The following is a 20,753-nucleotide window of genomic DNA, read 5'->3' as shown; positions in this document are numbered from 1 at the left end:
TAACATGACATCTTCAGCATCTTACAAGGAGGAAGAATTTCTTCTTCCTCCTTCCTTTGATCGTTATGAAGACATTAAAAGCGCTAGAGAAAAAGAAAGCGTAAAGGTGGCAGGAGATCCAGTACGGTTAAATGAAGCCCATGACCATTGGGTGCTCGAAACCCTGTCTCTAGCTGTCCACCGGGTGAAAAGTGAGCGGGGGCCGGTCCCTGCTCACTTTGCTTTCTTTGTGATGGGGAGTTCAGGAAGAAAGGAGCAGGCATTATGGAGCGACCAGGACCATGGTATAGTCTTCGATGGGAAGGATGCGTCTTTTCAAGACTATTTTTTATTTCTTGGTGAAGAGCTTAGAGAAGGGATGGCTGTTGTTGGTTATCCTCGCTGTGAAGGAAAAGTAATGGCATCTCATCCTCGATGGTGTCATGGACTGAATGAATGGAAGAAGCAAGTGGATGTATGGATAGAAAACGATAGGTGGGAGTCCTACCGTCATTTGCTCACCTTTATTGATGCCAGAATGCTGGCAGGAAAAAAACAGCTGCTTGCAGATATAAAAGAACATATCTTTTTTAAAGTTTCTGAATCATCCCGCATTTTAGAGCGCCTTGCTGAAAACACCTCCTATTTGCATCAGGGGACCAATGCATTCGGTAAATTGCTGCCAGAAGAAAAAGGACCTTATGCTGGTTCTCTTCACATTAAAGACGTGGGTTTTTTTCCATACGTGCATGCTATGCGTTTGCTTGCCATTAAAGAAGGTATACACACTTCGTCCACTTTGGAAAGAATGAATAAAACAGCAGAAAAATATCCATTTGTGAGGGGAAAAATCGAATACTTCCATGCTTTGCTTGACCTTCGGGCTTCTTTTTGGAAAAGTCACCAAACGTATGAAGATGTTCACTACGTACCAGTTCATCAATTAACAAAAGAACAAAAAAAGACATTAAAAACAGCGGTAAAAGAGGGTAAACACTTGTTCCAGCAAACTAAAAAATCCGTTGAATCAGGTGAAGGAATATGGTGATGAACCAAATGTATCAGTGGGTGCGTCAAGTTTCGGGGAAAATTGGTGGTCCTTTCGTTTCTTCCATGGACCAAACTAACCCGCAGCATTTATCTTTTCTGCGCCAGCTTCAAAAAGATCTAAAAACAGAAGAGCCTCTTTTAAAACCATTGAATACATTGAATATAACCGTTCTTGATTTAGAAACTTCAGGCTTCTACCCCGATGGAGGAGACAAAATATTATCGGTAGGAGCCGTAAAAATTAAAAAAGGCAAAATTAAAAAAGAAGATACTTTTTATTCCCCAATTCGTGAGCCTGAAGCTTTATCTGAAGAAGTTTCTGAATTAACCGGCCTTAAGAAAAGCGAGCTTGAATCCGCACCTCCATTGGCAGAGGTACTTAAGCAGTTTTATTCATTTATCCAGACTGATATTTTGGTTGCTCATCATGCTCGGCATGAACAAAGATTTCTTCAGCATGCCACCTATCAAGCTACTGGCATTCAATTTCAGCATCGACTGCTGGATACCTCATTTCTATTTCAAATCGCAGCACCCGGCCACTCCTCTGCTGAGCTTGAAGCATGCTGCGGTTATTATGATATTTCTATTAATGGACGTCACCATGCGCTGGCCGATGCCATCATGGCAGCTGAACTGTGGAATTGTTCAGTAAAGGAAGTAATGAATAAAGGTTACGAAACATTGCAGGATGTGTATGTTTATTTAAATCGACAGCAGCGATAAGTAAAAGGAGGAGAGTGAGGTGACTGACCAAATCCCGCGTCGTACAGCATGTTTTCCCATTAGTGTTGTACAGGAGTTAACATCATTAAGTGCCCGCCAAATCCGGTATTATGAACAGCAAGGTTTAATATTTCCGAAAAGAAATGAAGGCAATCAGCGCCTTTTTTCTTTAAATGACATTGACCGATGCGCAGAAATTAAAAAATTGATTGACCAGGGATTAAACATAGCTGGTGTAAAAACCGTCCTTTCCGCAAGGAAACAGTTAGAACAAGCAAAAGTTCAGTCTTCTAATAGTATCGTTCGAAATCAGGACATGACGAAATTACAAAGATATATAAACGAATCCAAAGGATAGCCTCTTCTATTTACAATTTTGTGACAAATTATGGAACTGTCGTTTAAACTTCCAAGAGGCCGGGTACAATTCTCGGTAAATGGAGGTGTTAGGTATGGCATTCATCATTGTAGATGAAATGCAAATTCCAGCCAAGAAATTTGAAGATGAACAAGAAGCTAAAAAGGAAGCGGCAGATAAAGAATTAATTGTAAAAGACGATGAAGGGAACTTTTGGGTTATAGATGAAGAAAATTATTCTAAACTTGAAGCATACGGCTACACCATTATTGAGCTTTAAATACTCAATCAATGAGAAAGCCTGGACTGAGGAGGAAAATCGGTCCAGGCTTTAATAATGATGTTCATCATTTTGCTGCAAACGATAAGCGGGGTTAGTAGACGCTGTAAAAGCTATGTTATAATACTTGAGAATAATAACTTATAAAAAGCAGGTGAACGGGATGAATATTTCCGCTCGTACCGTTGTGGAAAAAATGGAAGAAGAGTTAATGCGGCTTGCAGACCAAGTGGATAGAAAAGAAGAAGCAGCAGTTAAGGAACACGCCCGTGTATTGAAATCGTATTGCGATATTCTTCTTTCAACCGATGAGACCAAAGACCGAAGAAGTATAGAGCGAAGGCAAACGGCTGATTTTTCTTCTCAACTGGCTAAGCCGCGAACTCCTGTAGAAGTACAGGAAATCAAATCTGCTCCTTCTAGTCAATCTAAAAATGAGATTCCATCAACAAGTGGAAATTTACTTGAATTTTAACAGTACACGTAAAACGGAGTGTGAAACAGATGTGGAAAGTGTTTGTGATATTAGGTGCAATTAACGCAGCTGCTGCTGTTGGGTTTGGAGCTTTTGGGGCACATGGCCTGGAAGGGAAGCTGTCTGATCGGCTGATGGAAGTTTATCAAACAGGTGTTCAATATCATGTTATGCACGCCTTAGGACTTTTAGCTATAGGATTAACAGCCGCTTATGCAGGAGGTTCTGCCTCTCTGTCCTGGTCAGGATGGCTGCTGTTTGCCGGAATTATTATTTTTTCCGGAAGCTTGTATACCATGGCTTTTACCGGTATCACATGGCTCGGAGCTATCACTCCTATTGGAGGTACAGCTTTTATTGCTGGCTGGGTCATGCTTATTATTGCCGTTTTAAAAATATAAAAAAAGAGAACGGAGCTGTTCCTTTAAGGAAGGCTCCGTTTTTTTAGTGTTTAGGAAATTATATTTTTACAAGTTGTGGATAACTATCTCCATATTGTTTGATCCGCGTCTAGCTTCAGCGCCCAGCCTCTCGGAGGCCCAAGACGGTTTAAGGAACTTTTGCTAAAATCGCGAACATCGTGTTCGTAACGCAAAAGTCAGCACATCCTGTGGAAGTAAGAGCACCTTTAGTGCCTGGAGAACATTTACCTGTCGAGGCTGATCAGGGCGCTTGCGCTTTTGTTCCTGTGTGTGAGGTGGATCGGCTGACATTCCTTGGTTAATATGGGATCTTATGTTCTATCTAGTTTGCCAAGTAAAACAGTCAGGCCCCAGCCTGTTATAAAGGTTAAAAAGCTGATCACCATTACAAGCGGGCTTGACCCTAACCCGGGGAAAATAACAAATAGGGATCCTATTAAAAGACCGCTCATGACGGCATAAGTTCCGGTGCGGTGTTGACGAAGCAGGTAATGCAGGAATTTACTCATAATCGTTATACCGATAATAATACCAAGCCCTACCGTGAAAATAACGGGGAGCTGGAAAGACGTCACCGCGTGTATAATCGTTTCGTAAACCCCAAGAATTAAAAGAATAAATGAACCGCTCACCCCAGGTAATATCATCGCCGAACTTGCCAGCCATCCAGAGAAAAATAAATACACATAGTCCGAGGCAGTTAATGATTGGACTACTTCTCCGTTTTCTTCTCCCTTGTAAACGCCTGACAGTATGATAAGTACAGCGGCTGTAGCCACAATAACAAAATGGTAAGGTTTAAACTGGTATTTATAGTCTGCTTCTTTCAGTAATAAAGGAATGGTACCTAAAATAAGCCCCATAAAAAAGAAAAAGGTAGGCTGAGGATGGGTGGCAAGCAGCCACTCCAGTAAATTACTTAAACTTATTATAGCAATTCCAATTCCAATTCCGAGTGGAATAAAAAAGCCAAGCTGTTCTTTCCATTTTCTGCTGAAAAAATGATTAATAGCTGTGATCAAGCGATGGTAAATACCGAGAACTAAAGCAATCGTACCGCCGCTTACTCCAGGGATAAGATCGCTTGCACCCATTGCTATACCTCTAAAAATATTTTTCCATTCGAACATTATGTATCACCTTTGTCATTAGTTAATTTTAACTTCCTGATCGTTATCCTGTGGCAGGGTCGTCCAATTTAATCCTACCAGATTTGTATGAATCACAGTGAAAGATATACCAATTAAAAAAGACTGATCAATACTGATCAGTCTCTATTGTTGCTTTTATCCAGTAACAGAATCAGGAGCTAAACCCGTTTCTTGTTCACGCCTCAAACTTTTATCAAATACAAATGGACCGAATGGAATAACAGAAACTGTCATAGCAATGAAGGCTCTTAAAAATGACCAACGCCGCTGAATCCATACAAAAAGAACAGCTGCAATATATAGAACAAACAAACCTCCATGAGCAGAACCTGCAATAGTGACGGCCACATCCATTCCAGCACCATATTTAAGGGGCATCGCTAAAAACAATAGAAGTAAAAATGAAATACCTTCTAAAACTCCGATTATCCGCAATCTTCCAATGGCAGAAGACATCATTGGTGTCGTCACCTCATTTTCTTATATATGAGCAGTTTTTATACTTTTTATATTACACCATAAAGCATAGCATGCCAGGCGATAGACAACAATGGACGTTTTTTGACGTTTTTCTTTGAGGCAAAAAGGCAAAAGGCTAAAAAAAGTGGTCCCAAATTTCTTTGGAACCACCTTCCTGTATGCTTTATCTTAGGCTTTTACCACAGCAATATCATTGTTTTCAGCGATTACGTTAATATCTTTGATGTTATCTTCTTCAAGCATAAGATCGGCAATACCATCTTCTACTTTTTCTTCAATGACACGGCGCAATGGTCTAGCACCAAATGCTGGGTCATACCCTTGTTCAGCAAGCAGTGTTTTGGCTTCCTTTGTCACCGTGACATTCATATTTTGTTCTGCTGCCGCATCGATAATTTCGGCCAGCATAAGGTCAACGATAGTCACGAGATCGTCTTTTCCAAGTTCATTGAAAGGAACAATGCTGTCAAAACGGTTCAAGAATTCTGGTTTGAAGTAGTCAGACAGCGATTCTGTAATTTTTGGTTCTACGTCTTCCTTATTGCCAAATCCTACAGTTACTTTCTTAATGCTCGATCCTGCATTAGAAGTCATAATTAATACTGTGTCTTTAAAGCTTACCGTACGGCCTTGACTATCTGTTAAACGGCCGTCTTCCATGATCTGAAGGAACATATGCTGTACATCTGGGTGAGCCTTTTCAATTTCATCAAGAAGAATAATACTGTATGGCTTGCGGCGAACTTGTTCTGTCAGCTGTCCGGCTTCATCATGGCCTACATATCCGGGTGGAGAACCAATAAGCTTAGATACTGAGTGTTTTTCCATATATTCACTCATGTCAAGACGTATCATAGCTTCACTGTCCCCAAACATTTCTTTTGCAAGGGATTTGGACAGTTCTGTTTTTCCGACACCGGTTGGACCAATAAAGAGGAAGGAGCCGATAGGGCGGGTACCCCGGCGAAGACCGGCACGGTTTCTTCTGATGGAACGTGCTACTTTGCTGACAGCTTCTTCTTGACCTATTACGCTTTCACGAAGACGTTCAGGGAGGTCTTTCATTTTTTGCTGCTCATCTTTTTGGAGACGGCGAACGGGAATACCTGTTTTATTTTCTACTATTTTTTCAATCGTTTCTACATCAACGACAGCTTTTTCTTGTGAACGTTCACCGTTTTTACTTGAATCTTCAAGCTGTTTTTGAAGCTTTGCTTCTTCGTCGCGAAGCTTCGCAGCACGTTCGTAGTCTTCTTGCTGTGTGGCTTTTTCTTTTTCTGCCGCAATCTGTTCGAGGCGGCTTTGCAATTCTTGTTCATCATCTTCACTGTGGGCAAGGTTAATTTTAGAACCTGCTTCGTCCATTAAGTCAATAGCTTTGTCTGGAAGGAAGCGGTCCTGAATATAACGATTGGAGAGATGAACACAAGCATTTAGTGCATCTTCTGTAAAGGATACTTGATGATATTTTTCGTAGTTTTCTTGCAGACCTTTTAGGATAGCCACCGCGTCTTCAAGGTTTGGCTCATCGACCATCACCGGTTGAAATCTTCGTTCAAGTGCCGCATCTTTTTCAATCTTGCGGTATTCAGCCAGTGTTGTTGCACCGATGACTTGAATTTCACCGCGAGCAAGTGCAGGTTTCATAATGTTTCCTGCGTCAGAAGAGCCTTCAGCTGATCCTGCTCCCACAATTTGGTGCACTTCATCAATAAATACGATGACATTTTTACGCTCTTGCAATTCTTTCAAGAGCTGCTTCATTCGTTCTTCAAATTGGCCGCGTATTCCAGTATTTGCTACCAATGAAGAAACGTCCAGCAAGTAAATGTCTTTATTTTTTAGTTTGTTTGGAACGTCTCCTTCTGAAATCCGCAAAGCGAGCCCCTCAGCAATAGCTGTTTTACCGACACCTGGCTCACCAATAAGAACAGGATTATTCTTGTTACGGCGATTGAGTGTTTCGATGACACGTTCTACTTCTTTGTCTCTTCCAATTACCGGATCAATCATTCCGGCACGTGCAGCATCGGACAAGTTTTTACCGAGGTCGTCTAATAGGCCGCCGCCTTGTCCGCCTCCTTGCTGGGCTTGTCCTTCACCGCTTTGCATGGCGCCCATTTGAGAATTCATCATGTCATTAAACATTTGGTCAAATGGGGAGGACTGTCCTCCAAAACCGCCGAAACCAGAAGGCTGTTTCATTTCATTACGGACTTCGTGATAACAAATATCGCAAAGATGCATTTTTTGTTGGTAACCGTTAAGGTTCATATTTAGTTCAATGCGCGCCTGGCGCTGTTTACAATTTTCACATCTTTTCATAATACTTTTACCTCCTTTGTTTTTGGCAAAAATGGTTTATAAGATATCGTTGAATGGTTGTATTTATCTGGATGAGCATCATAACGTTTAAAAGGGAATAAGATCAATTAATCTGCTTTGACTTTGACTATCTTTGACCTTGTAGTTGTATTATACATTGACCTTTTTTGACTTTCAAGAGGAAAGTTTGATTTTTTTTAGAAATAGGAGAAATAGGAAAAAGCAGCGCTGCCGCAAAGGATACGCTGCTTTTAAACATTGTATATTTAAGCTATAAACTAAATGAGGAAAAAATAAACATTTACAGGTGTTATCGAGGGGGTTGTTGAGTAAAAGTCCCATCGCCTGGGCCGTCTTCAAATGGATAAGCATATTCGATTTCTTCATCAAAGACAATATAGTCTAAATAAACCATTAATAACAAATACCATTTATTATTTCGTTCATCTCTTAAAATGATATGGTCACGACCTGCTTCATCAATAATACCTTGGAAAACTCTTGCCTGCCATTCTGGATTATTTTCAAATGTCATATAGACTGTTGCAAATTTTCCTTGATTCAACCGCAAAATGTTTTCGATGTACGATTCTTCCAATGGAAGCATTTCGTCGCCATTTACTCCATTCTCATTCATGCCGTTCATACCGTACATACCATTCATCCCATTTTGCTGGCGCATCATTTGATCATAAGAAGATGGATCATAGCCTTGAACTGGATAACCATACCATGGATAGTAATTATACATTTTTATCCTCCTTTAATTTTGTTTTTTCCAATAAAAAACAAAGCACTTTAAAGCGGCCTGCGTTAGAAGTTCAAACCATTCAGAATTGCGATTCGCACTATTTCAATCTATGTTAAACCCTTCCTTCATATGCTATAAAAAAAGAGCTGACTTTCCTTAAAGAAAATCAGCTCCACCATAGTAATTATATGTGCAAGAAGGCTTCTACTTTTTTAGGGGTTAAAATGTTTCCTACGAAAAACTGCCCGAAATCTCCATATTTTGCTGATACTTCGTCAAAGCGCATTTCGTAGACAAGCTTTTTAAATTGGAGAGCTTCATGTGCAAATAAGGTAACGCCCCATTCCCAATCATCAAGGCCAGTAGAACCTGAGATAATCTGTTTTATTTTTCCTGCATACTTTCGTCCTGTCATCCCATGCGCTTTCATTAATTCACGGCGTTCTTTCATGGGGAGTGAATACCAGTTATCGTTGCCTTCTCTTTTTTTATCCATAGGGTAAAAGCAAATATGGTCCCACTTTGGCAGGGTTGGAAAAATTCTTTCTCGAATTTCAGGGTTATCCAAAGGGTCGCTTCCGTCTTTTGGAGGCATATAGTTGCCAAGTTCTACTACGGAAACATAGGAATAAGAGGGAATGGTATAATCTGCAAGCCTTAATTTGTTGAAGGTTGTTTCTACTTCATTCAAATCCTGCATTGTAGGCCGGAGAATCATCATTATAATATCAGCTTTTTGTCCGACGACAGAATAGAGAGCGTGGCTGCCTTCTTTATTATCTTCTATGTTCTGCCAGGATTCAAGCATATTCAAAAACTCATGTATCATACTTTGTCGTTCTTCACTAGGAACCTTTTTCCAGGCAGCCCAGTCTATTTTTCTTAAATCATGGAGGCAAAACCAGCCATCGAGGGTTTGAGATGCTTCACTCACTATGTATCACTCCTTCATTATCCTTAACCTTTATTTCGTATCCCACTATACCATACCTATTATTTCAACTGAAAGAAAACGGCTGTGAATCAGATCCATAGCATTTTACTTATTTTTTTGTAAAAAATTGTATTAAAGCCTGTCGGTGTTCCTCTGTTGCTCCAGCTTGACTTTGAGCGGAAACTTCCATTTCCAGAACCTCAGCAAGACTTTTTTCAAACCCTTCTTTCATGTTTTGTGTCATGAGTCCATAAGCTTGGGCAGGAACAGAGGCCAGAGAACGCGCAAATTCATCAGGGCTGCCTATCTTGGTGATTAAATTAATACGATACGCTTCTTCTGCTGAAATGGTTTCCCCAAGTGCTAATTCCATTGCTTTACTCAGACCGACCAGGCGGGGGAGAAAGTAAGAGGCTCCTGCATCAGGAACAAGACCGATTTTCAAAAAGCTTAACGCCATTTTTGTATCATACTCAGCAACACGAAAATCACAGGCCAGTGCAATACTTAGACCGGCTCCGACCGCAATGCCGTTTAAATAGGCAATCACAGGTTTTTGGATATCTGCGATAAATAAAATTAACCGATTGTATGTCTCCCTGAGGTAAAGTCCGTAATCAAAATGATCCATGTTGTTCAGTGAAACACTTTTCAAATCTGCTCCTGCACAAAAAGCATCTCCGGCTCCTTGCAATATAATGACTTTTACTTCCACATCATTATTCGCTTCATTAAAGCAAACAAATAATTCTTCATGCATCTTTAAATTCAGAGCATTTTTTACATGGGGTCTATTTAATGTAATTGTTCCAATACCATCATTTTTTTCATATAAAACTGTTTCTTGACTCATTTCGTTTAAGACTCCCTTCTAATTTACAGCTCAGCCAATAACAGCGGAAAATCTATTATACCTCTCTACATAAGATACACCATTCATAGTACAAATTCCTTTTAAATGGCAAGAAGAGCTTGAACAAAACGAGAGCCTGCGTTGAGTTAAGGAGACGTCTCAGGTAAAACGGCTATCATATCAGCCGTTTCATTTTTCACTAATTGATCAGCACGATCGAAGTTGTTCAGTGGTTTTGTTATTCCAATTGGAATGGAAACATGCTTTTTAATTCGTTCGGCAGCTGATAAAAATGCATCTTCAGAAGCTTTCAAGGAGTTAGAATCGGACATCGTTTCATACCACCCGACCCCGATATTCAGGAGATCTATGCCAGAGAAATCAAGCTGTTTGGCAAGGTGGAGAATTTGTTCTTCTGTGGTACTGTCTTCTTCTAAGAATAAGGCGGGAATACGATATAAGACAGGAAAATGTTCCCCGACATATTCCCTTACATGTCTGGCCACCCCTAAAGAGAAGTGCATGCGGTTTTCAAAGGTTCTTCCCCATTTATCTTTACGCTTGTTTGTTAAAGGAGACAAAAATTGATTGATAAGATAACCATTTGATCCTAAAATCTCTACAGCATCACAACCTGCTTGTTTGGCCCTATTTGCACCCTTAGCAAATGCCTCAATCATGAGGTAAATTTCTTTTTCAGGCATTCTTTTTGGGGTTTTTGTATGCACAGAGGGATGAACGAGAGTTTCCCCTATATCGAAAAGCTGAAGGGCGATTTTTCCTCCTTCTTCATGTACTGCTTCTGTGAGATGTTTCAAATCATCTATATCCTCATCGGCAGCGACGGACAAAAAACCTTTTCCGTACTTTTCATTAGAAATAACCAAAGCTCTGCCAGAAATAATTAAACCAACATGATTTTTGGCTTTTTTTAAATCAAAAACTATTTGCTCTTTTATTTCTTTTCCTGTTACCTCTTCATGTATCGAATCAACAAAGAGACGACTTTTAAATTCTGTGTCTCTTAAGGTAATAGGAGAGAAGATGTGTGTAGGTTCCATAAAAAACCTCCATTTCTACTTCTATCTTTCTTCAAAAAGGCTCGAAAAAATAATTTTTATCAACTTTCCTTATTTAGGATGTTACACCTTTCCTTTCATTATTAAACTTTTCAATCCTTCTTCATTAAAAAAATAAATGAAACGTTTCACGTGAAACTTGCTAATTATTATCCTAAAATAATTTCAAATGAAAAGATTGAGGTCAGTATAAAGAGTTGTATACGATTTAAAATCAAGGTTTTGTAAGCGTATACCGTTTAGAAAATTTCTATTTTTGTTATTTTGTGTAAGTTGGTTTATTTTTTTAGAAAAGAGGAGTATCCTTGGGTATGAAAAAAGAACGACAATTTTTCACAGAAGATAAATACTGCTCCAATTGGGGTACAATAAATAAAGAAGACATTTAAAACGTCCAGAAAATATATCTACTCAGTGCAGCGGCCTATTCTGTGATTGCAAGTTAAAGGAGGAATTGCTGTGAGCGATCTGTTTGAGGCTATTAAAGGCCAGGTGAAAGCAGATTTTCCTTCCATTGTTTTTCCGGAAGGAGAAGATGAGCGGATTGTCAAAGCGGCAGCACAGCTGTCCCAAGATAAAATGCTCAAGCCAATTATTGTGGGCAATAAAGAAAAGGTACAGGAGAAAGCAAACTCATTAGGTGTTTCGTTTGAAAATGTGGATATTTATGATCCTTCTTCATATGAAAACTTTGATAAACTCGTTACCGCTTTTGTGGAACGGAGAAAAGGTAAAGAAACAGAAGAAAGTGCGAAAGAAAAATTGCAAGATCCTAATTACTTTGGAACGATGCTTGTCTATCTTGATTATGCAGATGGATTAGTAAGCGGAGCAGCTCATTCAACAGGTGATACCGTAAGGCCTGCTCTTCAAATTATTAAAACAAAACCTGGAATTCAAAAGACATCCGGTGTTTTCATTATGGTAAAGGAAGATAAGAAATTTGTATTTGCTGATTGTGCAATAAATATCTCTCCGAACGCAGAAGAACTAGCTGAAATTGCGATCTCTACAGCTGAAACAGCAAAAGCTTTTGAGATTGATCCTAAAGTAGCTATGTTAAGCTTCTCCACGAAAGGTTCTGCTTCATCAATGGAAACACAAAAGGTATCTGAAGCAACCAAAACAGCACAACAAGACCGTCCGGATTTAGTTATTGACGGAGAGTTCCAGTTTGATGCGGCGTTTGTTCCTGCTGTCGCAGAGAAAAAAGCTCCAGACTCTCCTCTGCAAGGAGAAGCGAATGTTTTTATTTTCCCAAGCCTGGAGTCAGGGAATCTAGGATATAAAATTGCACAGCGCCTTGGAGGATATGATGCCATTGGACCGATTTTGCAAGGGTTAAATAAACCAGTAAATGACTTATCGCGGGGCTGCAGCGCCGATGATGTATATAAACTTGCTCTAATTACAGCAAAGCAAGCGATTATGGAAAAAAAAACACAACTAATTAATTCATAAATGTATTCAAAAAAACCGATCGGACTGGTTCCGAACGGTTTTTTTGGAGCTGTCCTATAAGTCAGTTCTCGACAAACGCAACTGGAATATACTCGCTTTCACCCTCAGGGCACAAGTGCGACGTCTACTCCAACTCTCTTTGCTCGTTCTCGTAGTGTCTTCTTTGCCGCGGGCGGCGGCTCAGCCTCCTCGAGAGCAAAAACCGCTCCCTGCGGGGTCTTCACACTGCCGCTTTTCCCGCAGGAGTCTCGCATAATCCAGTTGCTAGAGGACCAACTAACCTTTTGAGACAGCTCCTTTTTGCGCTTTTTAAGGGTTTAATTCAACATGCAAAGCTTTGTTATTTCGTTCAACCACACGCTGGTAATGATAATCGAATCGGTGAAGTTCTTCATTCGTAAGTGAAGAAGGCTGAATAAAAGCTCCTTTTTCTTTTAAAGAAGTAAGCAGTCGAAAGAGAACGTCTTTTATTTCCATTGGCTGACAATAAAGCTCTTCCAATGACGCCATTACACCAGGCTGTATCCGAGGCCATTCAAACCGTGTTGGTTCACCTCGGGAAGCCACATTGTAAAATTGTTTGAGCAGCTTAGCTCGTTCTGAACCGCTTTCTGAAACGGCCAGGTAGATCTGAACAGCTGCACCTCCGCGAATACGGCGCTGGGAAATTCCGGCGAATTTTTTTCCGCCTATGCTTAAATCATAGCTGCCCGGACAATAGGAGCCTTTTATTTCATAAGCATCTATCGAGCCTGGAGCATCGGCAAAAATGATTTTCATGACGTTCCACATGAAATCGTAGCCATCATTTATAGAAAGTGTTTTATTTTCCTTAAAAATGAATGATAGGTTAAAAATACCTTTATCAAGAAGGACAGCTAACCCTCCTGAATTTCGAACAATTACTTGATAGCCATTTTCTTTTAAATAATGTATGCCATCCTGGACATAAGGGAGACGACCATCTTGAATGCCTAGTACTGCTGTTGGGGAGTGTACCCAAGCACGCATTACTGGGCCAGAAGACCCTTCTCCAACGCTTGTACATAATGTGTCATCAAGCGCAAAGGATTGAAGCGGATTGAAATGAAGACCTGAACTGGATTGATCCAGCCATCTCCACGTTTGGTCTGCCAGCATATCCTTTACATTCATCATCATAACCCCGATCTTTTTGTTTATGGAATTTCCAAATGAAGCAGCCTTCATGATTATAGCACGAAACAAATAGGGAAAAAATGACCACCTTGTCGTTATTGCGTTCGTCATTTCATGTGTTATACTTTAAGGTGCGTTAAAAGCAGCCTTTGCAGGGTATCTAGTTACGAAGAAACTGGAAAGGAATGGTGGGAGCTATGGTGAATGAATTTCGTATATGTGATGATTGCCAGGCCACCAATTTAAAAACACTGCTTCCAAAATTAAAAAAAATAGATCCGGAGGCTTTTGTGGATATTGGCTGTCAATCTTATTGCGTACCTGGACGGAAAAAAGTTTTTGTATTTCTTAATCATCGTCCCATGGCAGCGCCGGATGAAGAGCAGCTCATGCGGAAAATGGAGAGAACAATTCAGCGATAAAAATAAATATGCCAGGCGTTGGTGTGTGGAAAATCAGATTTGCCGTTCAAGGAAAGAACGGTTATTGTATGTACCAGCCAAAGGGGTTTATTTTAAAAATTTAGAAAAAACTTACACTTTATATACTAAGCTGTATACATAAAAAATAAACTGTAAAAAAACAGTTTACGGAATTTCTAAAAGGAGGGAGAGCTCAAAAACTACAAGATTATCAACAGAGAGGAGCAGACTGATGCAAAATTTAACGAAAAAAATACTGGCAGCTCTTTTGTTAGGGGTTATTGTTGGTCTTATTTTAAACTTTGTGCCAGATAATTTCTTTGGGGCACTAGATACGTACATTCTAAATCCAATAGGACAAGTTTTCCTGAATCTCATTACGATGCTGGTTGTACCTATTGTGTTTATTTCAATAGCGCTTGGTACGGCCAGTTTAAAAGATCCGGTCCAGCTTGGAAGAATTGGCGGTAAAACAATTGGGTTTTATTTAATAACAACTACTATTGCCCTTGTGATTGGACTTGGACTTGCTTATTTAATTCAGCCGGGTCAAGAAGGGGCATTTGATACTCAAAGTGCAAATTTTGAAGCAGAAGAAGCTCCGCCTATTATGGACACGCTTCTAAACATTATTCCGGATAACCCGGTTAATGCTATGGCAGAAGCCGAAATGCTTCAAATTATTGCAATAGCTATTTTCTTTGGTATTGCCCTTGCTAAATTGGGGGATAAAACAGCAGGACTGCATAGGCTTCTTGAACAAGGGAATGAAGTAATGATGTTCCTTGTTAATGTAGTCATGTTTACGGCGCCATACGGGGCATTTGCCTTAATTGCTTCTGCAATAGGAGATGCCGGAGTCGAGGGTCTCCAGCAAATGCTCATGTACATGATCACTATTATTCTCGGACTGCTTCTGCACGCCCTTGTCACATATAGTATTGCGATAAAAGGTTTAGGGAAAGCGAGTCCTATTCAATTTTATAAAAATTTCTTCCCAGCTATGACTGTTGCATTCAGTACGTCTAGTTCAAGCGGGACGCTTCCTATTTCCATGAGGACTGCCCAAGAGCGCCTCGGCATTAGCAAATCAGTCAGCAGTTTTGTGCAGCCGCTTGGAGCAACGATAAACATGGATGGTACAGCCATTATGCAAGCTGTGGCGACGGTATTTATCGCTCAAGTTTATGGGGCTGAGCTTGGATTATCCCAACTTGTTATGGTTGTATTAACAGCGACCCTGGCAAGTATCGGAACAGCCGGTGTGCCGGGAGTCGGTTTAATTATGCTTTCCATGGTGCTCCAGCAAGTCGGCCTTCCAGTTGAGGGAATTGCTCTCATTCTCGGTGTAGACCGACTGCTTGATATGCTTAGAACAGCTTTAAATATTACAGGAGACGCTACTTGTGCCTATATTATTGATCGTTCTGAGAAAAATAAAGAAAATACAACTGAAACAGCGTAAGTGTTATGGGGATTGTCTCGAAAGCAAGAGACAATCCCTTTTCTATTTACCATCCGATCTTCAAGCTTCAGAAAGAAAGGAGAGCGGCAGAAAACGATATTCTTTTTGATTAACAATGGAGCGAATTGGTATAATGAAGTAAGTTACTTATGTACGAATTTGGAAGCAGACATAAAAGGGAGCGAAACGGCGGCATGACAACAGGCAATCACAAGCTGCAGGAAGAAAAAGTATTTAAAGATCCAGTGCATCGATATATCCATGTTCGTGATGAGCTTATATGGGACCTGATCGGTACAAAAGAATTTCAGCGTCTGCGTCGTATTCGACAGCTCGGTACCACTTTTCTAACGTTTCATGGTGCTGAACACACGCGATTTAATCATTCACTAGGCGTGTATGAAATCATGCGGCGGATTATTGAAGTGTTTGAAGGAAAGCCGCATTGGCAAGAAAACGAACGCTTGCTCTGTTTAAGTGCGTCTCTCTTACATGATATTGGTCATGGCCCCTTTTCTCACTCCTTTGAAAAAGTATTTCAAACAGATCACGAGTGGTGGACGAGAAAAATTATTGCAGGCGACACAGAAGTGAACCAAGTGCTTAGAAGGATGGGGGATGATTTTCCTCAACAGGTTGCAGATGTGATCGAGAAAACTTATCCTAACAAACTGGTAGTCAGTATGATTTCAAGTCAAATAGATGCAGATAGAATGGATTATTTACAGAGGGACGCGTTTTATACTGGTGTAAGCTATGGTCATTTTGATATGGAACGGATTTTACGTGTTATGCGGCCGACTGAAGATCAGGCAGTTATTAAGTATACTGGTATGCACGCAGTTGAAGACTACATTATGAGCCGCTACCAAATGTATTGGCAAGTATATTTTCACCCGGTCACAAGAAGTGCTGAAGTCATTTTAAGCAAAATACTTCAGCGGGTGAAAGTTCTGCAGGAAGACGGGTATTCCTTCAAGCAGCCACCTAACCATTTTCAAGGTTTTTTTAATGGGGAGCTACCGTTAGAGGATTATCTGCAGCTGGATGAATCCGTAACTTTATATTATTTCCAGGTGTGGCAGCAAGAAGACGATGATATCTTAAGAGATTTATGTCAACGGTTTATGAATCGCCGTTTATTTAAATACGTGGAATTTGATCAAAATTTTCTAATGAACGAGTGGTTGAAATTACAGGAATTATTTCAAAAAGCGGGAATTGATCCGGAATACTATTTGGTTATTGATTCTTCGTCCGATCTCCCGTATGATTTTTACCGACCTGGTGAAGAAGAGGAAGAGCGAATACCGATTCATTTATTGATGCCTGATAAAAAACTGCGTGAATTATCGAGAGAATCGGACATTGTAGAAGCTATTTCGGGGAAAAAACGGACAGACCACAAGTTGTATTATCCACATGAGTGGCTCGATACACCAGGTCAAGAAAATGAAAAAAAGCAAATTAAAGACATATTGAAAGCACATGAAGGGAAAACAGAAATAGAATATCCAAACGGTTCTTAATAAGCCGTACATAAAACATACGGGGAATGTTTCAGGTGAAGGAGGATAAGCTGTGTTGCCGGATCATGCAAAAATAATGACCTTGCTGAAAGACGCTGGAGAAATTGTAGGCCGAAAAAAACTGCAAAAAATCGTATATATTGGAAAGAAAATGAAGTTACCTCTACAAGAAAAATATACATTTCACATGTACGGCCCTTATTCGGAGGAGTTAACCCTAAGAGTGGAAGAACTCTGCAGCCTGGGCTTTGTAACAGAGATAAAAGAGAAAAAAGCTGGTTACTATCAATATCGCTATAAGGTGACAGACAATGGAACTACTTTTTTAGAAAAGTTCCCAATGGAATGGCCTCAAGACCAAGCATTTGAATTGGTACAGAAATTAAACAAGAATAGTTCTAAGTTTTTAGAACTAGTTTCAACCATGCTTTACTTTGACGAATTGCCAAAATCCGAGGTGAAAGAGAAAGTATTTACCTTGAAAAAGAGCCAAAATTATTCTGAAGAAGACATTGATGAAGCCTGGAATTTTATTGATTCTTTGAAACACAAGCACTAAAAACGTATGATAAAATTAGAGAATTAATTTCAAAGGAGACGATTCATATGGATCTTTTTGATAAAGGCGATAAAAAAAGAAAAGGCGGCGGTTTTAATATATTAAGCGGTGATTCCACCGACGGTCACGGAGGATATGGGGTAGGAGCTTTAAGCTTAGACAACATGTCACCAATCATCGTGGACCCAGAAGGGAATGACGCATACGTAGATATGGGAGCTCTGCACGCCCGATCCGAAGTAGAAAAACGAGTTAAATTTTCTCAACATAAAGAGGATGTGCCAGACGGCAGACTCTATTGGATGGTATGGGTGACTGTCGATCATAAAGAAGGCAAGCCTTTTTATACGGGTGTTACAGCTTGTGAAATGCTTATAGAAAGAGAAGAAAAACGAATTCGTAAAGGATATAAAAGCATGCCAGAGCATGTGAACAACATGGATAAATCCTTGAAAGGCCGAATTGTAGTAGACAATATGGATAATAAGTCTAAAAAAATTCTTGGAGCTTTTTTAAAAGGGTTTAATGAGGAAATGTGGGAGAATTCAAGTGAGAAATTGCATCAAGCACTAGAGATAAAAGACGAATCGTAACAGCGTAATGAAAATGTAAACAAACTATGAACGATTTTTGAACAATGTGTAGACGTATTGTTCTTTATTAAAAATATCAATACACTAGAGATACACACACAACTTAACTAGGACACCAAAGCGTGCAAGAGTGCTAAACAGCCTCTTGCACGTTTTGATTTACACTGTTAGAAAAGCATAAAAATTTTTGATTGGTAAACATTATAAGCAGCAAACTACGACTTTCGCCAAAAGGGTTCGGCGATAAGCCGAGTTTTTTAACAAGGTAAGAAAGTATATGATTTTGCCCTTTGATGTCTAGCTGCAACGCCCAACCTCTCGGAGGCCCACAAGAGGTGGGTCAGTTCAACGTTGTCACAGGAAGTGACGAATTTATCCGAACGTCCTCTTTCTTAGGGCGCTTGCGCTTTTCTTAATTATTGGAACCATTTTTTTAGACGGTCGAAGAACTTCTCTTTTTGTTCAGTCAGCTCGTCCTCGCGCTGGTCTTCACGTGTTTCCCCATTTTTAGCTTCTTCTTCTAACTCATCGGTACAAGAACGCTTAGGTTCGGTGCCTTTTTCAAAAGCAACCGTTCTGGAAGTTCCGCATTCCTCTGACGCAAGCAAACCAGTCTCTGGATCAATATCCGTTTTTATAATCCCTTCGGGCGGAGGAAAAGCCATTTTTAATTCGTTCTCCAGCCCTTCGCTCATAAATTGCGCCCAAATACGTTTAGAAATCTGACCTTCTTTTGAATGATCCATCTCTCTATTATCATCATATCCAACCCACACGGCAGTCGTCAGCTGAGGCGCAGAGCCAACCATCCAGCTGTCATAATCCGTTGACCCGCTTTTTCCGGCAAGCGGCCGGTCTACCAGGTGTGCAATCGATGCTCCTGTAACAGATGTATAACTTTCAAGAGACAGATCAAACATCGATCTCATCATATCTGTGATAACATAGGATTTTTTAGGGTCAAACACTTGCCTTTTATCCGGCTTTTGCTCCATTAACACATTTCCTTTTGCATCGGTAATCTTTTGAATAAACCTTGGTTCTACTGCCTGGCCTCCATTGGCAAATGTGCTATAACCAGCGGCCAGGTCAAGAATTCTCACATTCTGGGTGCCTAGTGCAAGAGAAGGTATGGGGTCAAGGTTTGCACGAATTCCTGCATTTTTGGCAGTCTCTACAAGAGCGTCTGGTCCCAGAAAAAGGTGTGTTTTTACAGCAAATATGTTATCAGAAACGGCAAGAGCTTCTTCCATATTAATAAAATCATCAGCGTACATTTCTCCATAGTTTCCGGGAGAGTAAGTCTTTCCATTTTCCCCTGTTTCAAACTCTGTAGGTTCACTGCGAAAGGAGGTAAGGGGAGTAAAGCCTTCTTCAAGAGCTGCATAATATAAAAATGGTTTTAGAGCTGATCCTGGCTGTCTTGCAGCATTAGTTACCCGGTTAAACGTACTTTCTTCGTAATCTTTTCCCCCAACCAGAGCTCTAACATCTCCGCTGTCGGGGTCAATTGCTGCCATGGCTCCCTGAATGTCAGAGTCTTTTGGTATTTCAAGCTCAACCCATTTTTCTGCTTTTTCCTGAAGTTCTGGGTCTAAGGTCGTGTAAACATGCAATCCCCCGCGGTCTATTAACTGAGGGTCAATGTTTTCGTTTTCTTGAATCACATGTTCTATATAATCTTGAAAATAAGGGCCGGTTCTATCATCAGCCAGCTGACCGGGAGGCTGAATAGAAAGAGAAGCATTTTCAGCTTCCTGCCGTTCTTCGGAAGTAATCATCCCCGTCGTTTCCATGGCAGACAGTACAATTTTTTGTCTTTCTTCCGCTCTTTCCGGATAGGAAAAAGGGGAGTAATAAGATGGTCCTTTTGGTACACCTGCGAGCAGAGAGGCTTCTGCTAAAGACAAGTGACTGGAAGGCTTATCAAAGTAAAGGCGGGATGCCGCCTCTATTCCATAAGCTCCGTGACCGAAATATATCGTGTTTAAATAACCTTCGATTAAGTCTTCTTTATCATAGTGAGCTTCCAGCCGAAGAGCATAAAAAGCTTCTTCAAACTTTCTTGACCAGGTTTTATCATGTGTCAAAAATAAATTGCGCGCATATTGCTGCGTAATTGTACTTGCCCCTTGAGCTTTGGAGCCGGCTTTAATATTTGCAGCTACCGCTGAAGCAATTCGAGGAATATCAAATCCGTTATGCTGATAGAATTCCCGGTCTTCCACTGCAATTACAGCATTAACGAGGTCCGGAGAAATATCCTTCAAATCTTTCCAATATCGCTTTTGGCCATTATGATGTTCACCAATGACAGAATGATCCGCTCCATAAAATACGGTGGACTGCTGAACTTGAATGGGAGGAGGTTGTAATACTACAGCAGTTGTAATTACAGCCAATGCTCCGCCGGTGCAAAGTATTCCAGCTAAGAGCGAAGTTCTTATGAAAAGCCTTAACCATCCGGGTTTTTTCGGCCTTTGATTTCTTCTTACAGCTATATCCATTCTGTTTCACCTCCCATGCTTCAAAACAGCACCGTTTTTCTTACATTTTGGGTATTCTTTTGATCTTTTAAACCAAAAGATAGAAAAAAGTGAATACTTGAAAAACATAACTGGTTGTAGGAAGAAAACGAATCAAGCTAACATGAAGGCAAGGAGGGATGAAAATGCAATTACGTCCATTGCAAAGGAAGAAAAT

General features: G+C 40.3%; 21 protein-coding genes. 12 read left to right on the top strand and 9 right to left on the bottom strand.

The genetic code is table 11. The annotated features are described in order from the left end of the window. Positions 1–4 precede the first annotated feature (4 nt). The 6 genes from ACE1TI_RS07080 to ACE1TI_RS07055 all read left to right on the top strand — a co-directional run bounded on the left by ACE1TI_RS07080 (position 5) and on the right by ACE1TI_RS07055 (position 3,269). A complete protein-coding gene (locus ACE1TI_RS07080) occupies positions 5–1,027 on the top strand; it encodes a DUF294 nucleotidyltransferase-like domain-containing protein (protein ID WP_375006884.1) in 1,023 nt (340 codons plus the stop codon). Beyond that, the gene (locus ACE1TI_RS07075) at positions 1,021–1,755 is read left to right on the top strand and encodes an exonuclease domain-containing protein (RefSeq protein WP_375006883.1); all 735 of its coding nucleotides are present in this window, start codon (positions 1,021–1,023) and stop codon (positions 1,753–1,755) included. The genes ACE1TI_RS07080 and ACE1TI_RS07075 overlap by 7 nt, the downstream gene beginning before the upstream one ends. A 19-nt stretch (positions 1,756–1,774) precedes the next feature. Next, entirely contained in the window at positions 1,775–2,113 is a 339-nt protein-coding gene (locus ACE1TI_RS07070; protein WP_375006882.1) for a MerR family transcriptional regulator, read from the top strand. Between the two features lie 94 nt (positions 2,114–2,207). Then, positions 2,208–2,393, top strand: a complete 186-nt coding sequence (locus ACE1TI_RS07065) for a hypothetical protein (RefSeq protein WP_375006881.1) — start codon at positions 2,208–2,210, stop codon at positions 2,391–2,393. Between the two features lie 163 nt (positions 2,394–2,556). Continuing rightward, a complete protein-coding gene (locus tag ACE1TI_RS07060) occupies positions 2,557–2,868 on the top strand; it encodes a DUF5327 family protein (protein ID WP_375006880.1) in 312 nt (103 codons plus the stop codon). A 29-nt stretch (positions 2,869–2,897) separates the two neighbouring features. Then, a complete protein-coding gene (locus tag ACE1TI_RS07055) occupies positions 2,898–3,269 on the top strand; it encodes a DUF423 domain-containing protein (protein ID WP_375006879.1) in 372 nt (123 codons plus the stop codon). A gap of 332 nt (positions 3,270–3,601) precedes the next feature. Here the strand turns inward: ACE1TI_RS07055 and ACE1TI_RS07050 are convergent, their stop codons facing one another. The 7 genes from ACE1TI_RS07050 to ACE1TI_RS07020 all read right to left on the bottom strand — a co-directional run bounded on the left by ACE1TI_RS07050 (position 3,602) and on the right by ACE1TI_RS07020 (position 10,845). Continuing rightward, positions 3,602–4,420 carry a DUF368 domain-containing protein gene (locus tag ACE1TI_RS07050; RefSeq protein WP_375006878.1) on the bottom strand — a complete coding sequence of 273 codons (819 nt, stop codon included), beginning with the start codon at positions 4,418–4,420 and terminating at the stop codon, positions 3,602–3,604. 156 nt (positions 4,421–4,576) lie between these two features. After that, positions 4,577–4,900 carry a DUF3817 domain-containing protein gene (locus ACE1TI_RS07045; RefSeq protein ID WP_375006877.1) on the bottom strand — a complete coding sequence of 108 codons (324 nt, stop codon included), beginning with the start codon at positions 4,898–4,900 and terminating at the stop codon, positions 4,577–4,579. A gap of 189 nt (positions 4,901–5,089) precedes the next feature. After that, positions 5,090–7,246 (bottom strand): ATP-dependent Clp protease ATP-binding subunit, encoded by a 2,157-nt coding sequence (locus ACE1TI_RS07040; RefSeq protein WP_375006876.1) that lies wholly within the window; start codon positions 7,244–7,246, stop codon positions 5,090–5,092. Positions 7,247–7,556: 310 nt separating this feature from the next. After that, entirely contained in the window at positions 7,557–7,997 is a 441-nt protein-coding gene (gerQ, locus tag ACE1TI_RS07035) for a spore coat protein GerQ (protein WP_375006875.1), read from the bottom strand. Positions 7,998–8,181: 184 nt separating this feature from the next. Then, positions 8,182–8,931: a hydrogen peroxide-dependent heme synthase gene (hemQ, locus tag ACE1TI_RS07030; protein WP_375006874.1), complete on the bottom strand. Its 750-nt coding sequence runs from the start codon at positions 8,929–8,931 to the stop codon at positions 8,182–8,184. 109 nt (positions 8,932–9,040) lie between these two features. Further along, positions 9,041–9,784 (bottom strand): enoyl-CoA hydratase/isomerase family protein, encoded by a 744-nt coding sequence (locus ACE1TI_RS07025; protein ID WP_375006873.1) that lies wholly within the window; start codon positions 9,782–9,784, stop codon positions 9,041–9,043. Positions 9,785–9,930: 146 nt separating this feature from the next. After that, the gene (locus tag ACE1TI_RS07020) at positions 9,931–10,845 is read right to left on the bottom strand and encodes an oxidoreductase (protein WP_375006872.1); all 915 of its coding nucleotides are present in this window, start codon (positions 10,843–10,845) and stop codon (positions 9,931–9,933) included. 477 nt (positions 10,846–11,322) lie between these two features. Here ACE1TI_RS07020 and pta point away from each other — a divergent pair, with 477 nt between their 5' ends. Then, positions 11,323–12,324, top strand: a complete 1,002-nt coding sequence (gene pta / locus ACE1TI_RS07015; RefSeq protein ID WP_375006871.1) for a phosphate acetyltransferase — start codon at positions 11,323–11,325, stop codon at positions 12,322–12,324. Between the two features lie 309 nt (positions 12,325–12,633). On the opposite strand, the gene ACE1TI_RS07010 is transcribed toward pta, so the two are convergent. Further along, positions 12,634–13,482, bottom strand: coding sequence for a lipoate--protein ligase family protein (locus tag ACE1TI_RS07010; protein WP_375006971.1), 849 nt, complete (start codon positions 13,480–13,482; stop codon positions 12,634–12,636). 197 nt (positions 13,483–13,679) lie between these two features. Between ACE1TI_RS07010 and ACE1TI_RS07005 the strand changes: the two genes are divergently transcribed. The 5 genes from ACE1TI_RS07005 (at position 13,680) to ACE1TI_RS06985 (ending at position 18,050) form a co-directional block, all read left to right on the top strand. Beyond that, positions 13,680–13,904, top strand: coding sequence for a YuzB family protein (locus ACE1TI_RS07005; protein WP_375006870.1), 225 nt, complete (start codon positions 13,680–13,682; stop codon positions 13,902–13,904). Positions 13,905–14,136: 232 nt separating this feature from the next. Then, a complete protein-coding gene (locus ACE1TI_RS07000; protein ID WP_375006869.1) occupies positions 14,137–15,369 on the top strand; it encodes a dicarboxylate/amino acid:cation symporter in 1,233 nt (410 codons plus the stop codon). A 194-nt stretch (positions 15,370–15,563) separates the two neighbouring features. Continuing rightward, the gene (locus ACE1TI_RS06995; RefSeq protein WP_375006970.1) at positions 15,564–16,898 is read left to right on the top strand and encodes an HD domain-containing protein; all 1,335 of its coding nucleotides are present in this window, start codon (positions 15,564–15,566) and stop codon (positions 16,896–16,898) included. Positions 16,899–16,950: 52 nt separating this feature from the next. Then, a complete protein-coding gene (locus ACE1TI_RS06990) occupies positions 16,951–17,457 on the top strand; it encodes a YwgA family protein (RefSeq protein ID WP_375006868.1) in 507 nt (168 codons plus the stop codon). A 47-nt stretch (positions 17,458–17,504) separates the two neighbouring features. Continuing rightward, positions 17,505–18,050, top strand: a complete 546-nt coding sequence (locus ACE1TI_RS06985; RefSeq protein WP_375006867.1) for a YwhD family protein — start codon at positions 17,505–17,507, stop codon at positions 18,048–18,050. A 416-nt stretch (positions 18,051–18,466) separates the two neighbouring features. Here the strand turns inward: ACE1TI_RS06985 and ACE1TI_RS06980 are convergent, their stop codons facing one another. After that, positions 18,467–20,557 (bottom strand): transglycosylase domain-containing protein, encoded by a 2,091-nt coding sequence (locus ACE1TI_RS06980; protein WP_375006866.1) that lies wholly within the window; start codon positions 20,555–20,557, stop codon positions 18,467–18,469. Between the last annotated feature and the right edge of the window lie 196 nt (positions 20,558–20,753).

Source organism: Alteribacillus sp. JSM 102045, assembly GCF_041949975.1.
Taxonomy (GTDB): Bacteria; Bacillota; Bacilli; order Bacillales; family Marinococcaceae; genus Alteribacillus.
This window is presented reverse-complemented; position numbering and strand designations above follow the sequence as displayed.

Excerpts from the sequence above, each read along its gene's own strand:
- ACE1TI_RS07010 (WP_375006971.1), bottom strand. The coding sequence starts at position 13,482 with ATGATGAATGTAAAGGATATGCTGGCAGACCAAACGTGGAGATGGCTG.
- ACE1TI_RS07060 (WP_375006880.1), top strand. The coding sequence starts at position 2,557 with ATGAATATTTCCGCTCGTACCGTTGTGGAAAAAATGGAAGAAGAGTTA.
- ACE1TI_RS07075 (WP_375006883.1), top strand. The coding sequence starts at position 1,021 with ATGGTGATGAACCAAATGTATCAGTGGGTGCGTCAAGTTTCGGGGAAA.
- ACE1TI_RS07065 (WP_375006881.1), top strand. The coding sequence starts at position 2,208 with ATGGCATTCATCATTGTAGATGAAATGCAAATTCCAGCCAAGAAATTT.
- ACE1TI_RS07045 (WP_375006877.1), bottom strand. The coding sequence starts at position 4,900 with ATGATGTCTTCTGCCATTGGAAGATTGCGGATAATCGGAGTTTTAGAA.
- ACE1TI_RS07080 (WP_375006884.1), top strand. The coding sequence starts at position 5 with ATGACATCTTCAGCATCTTACAAGGAGGAAGAATTTCTTCTTCCTCCT.
- ACE1TI_RS07020 (WP_375006872.1), bottom strand. The coding sequence starts at position 10,845 with ATGGAACCTACACACATCTTCTCTCCTATTACCTTAAGAGACACAGAA.
- ACE1TI_RS07055 (WP_375006879.1), top strand. The coding sequence starts at position 2,898 with ATGTGGAAAGTGTTTGTGATATTAGGTGCAATTAACGCAGCTGCTGCT.
- ACE1TI_RS06985 (WP_375006867.1), top strand. The coding sequence starts at position 17,505 with ATGGATCTTTTTGATAAAGGCGATAAAAAAAGAAAAGGCGGCGGTTTT.
- gerQ (WP_375006875.1), bottom strand. The coding sequence starts at position 7,997 with ATGTATAATTACTATCCATGGTATGGTTATCCAGTTCAAGGCTATGAT.
- ACE1TI_RS06995 (WP_375006970.1), top strand. The coding sequence starts at position 15,564 with ATGACAACAGGCAATCACAAGCTGCAGGAAGAAAAAGTATTTAAAGAT.
- ACE1TI_RS07000 (WP_375006869.1), top strand. The coding sequence starts at position 14,137 with ATGCAAAATTTAACGAAAAAAATACTGGCAGCTCTTTTGTTAGGGGTT.
- ACE1TI_RS06980 (WP_375006866.1), bottom strand. The coding sequence starts at position 20,557 with ATGGATATAGCTGTAAGAAGAAATCAAAGGCCGAAAAAACCCGGATGG.
- ACE1TI_RS07050 (WP_375006878.1), bottom strand. The coding sequence starts at position 4,420 with ATGTTCGAATGGAAAAATATTTTTAGAGGTATAGCAATGGGTGCAAGC.
- ACE1TI_RS07040 (WP_375006876.1), bottom strand. The coding sequence starts at position 7,246 with ATGAAAAGATGTGAAAATTGTAAACAGCGCCAGGCGCGCATTGAACTA.
- ACE1TI_RS07005 (WP_375006870.1), top strand. The coding sequence starts at position 13,680 with ATGGTGAATGAATTTCGTATATGTGATGATTGCCAGGCCACCAATTTA.
- ACE1TI_RS07025 (WP_375006873.1), bottom strand. The coding sequence starts at position 9,784 with ATGAGTCAAGAAACAGTTTTATATGAAAAAAATGATGGTATTGGAACA.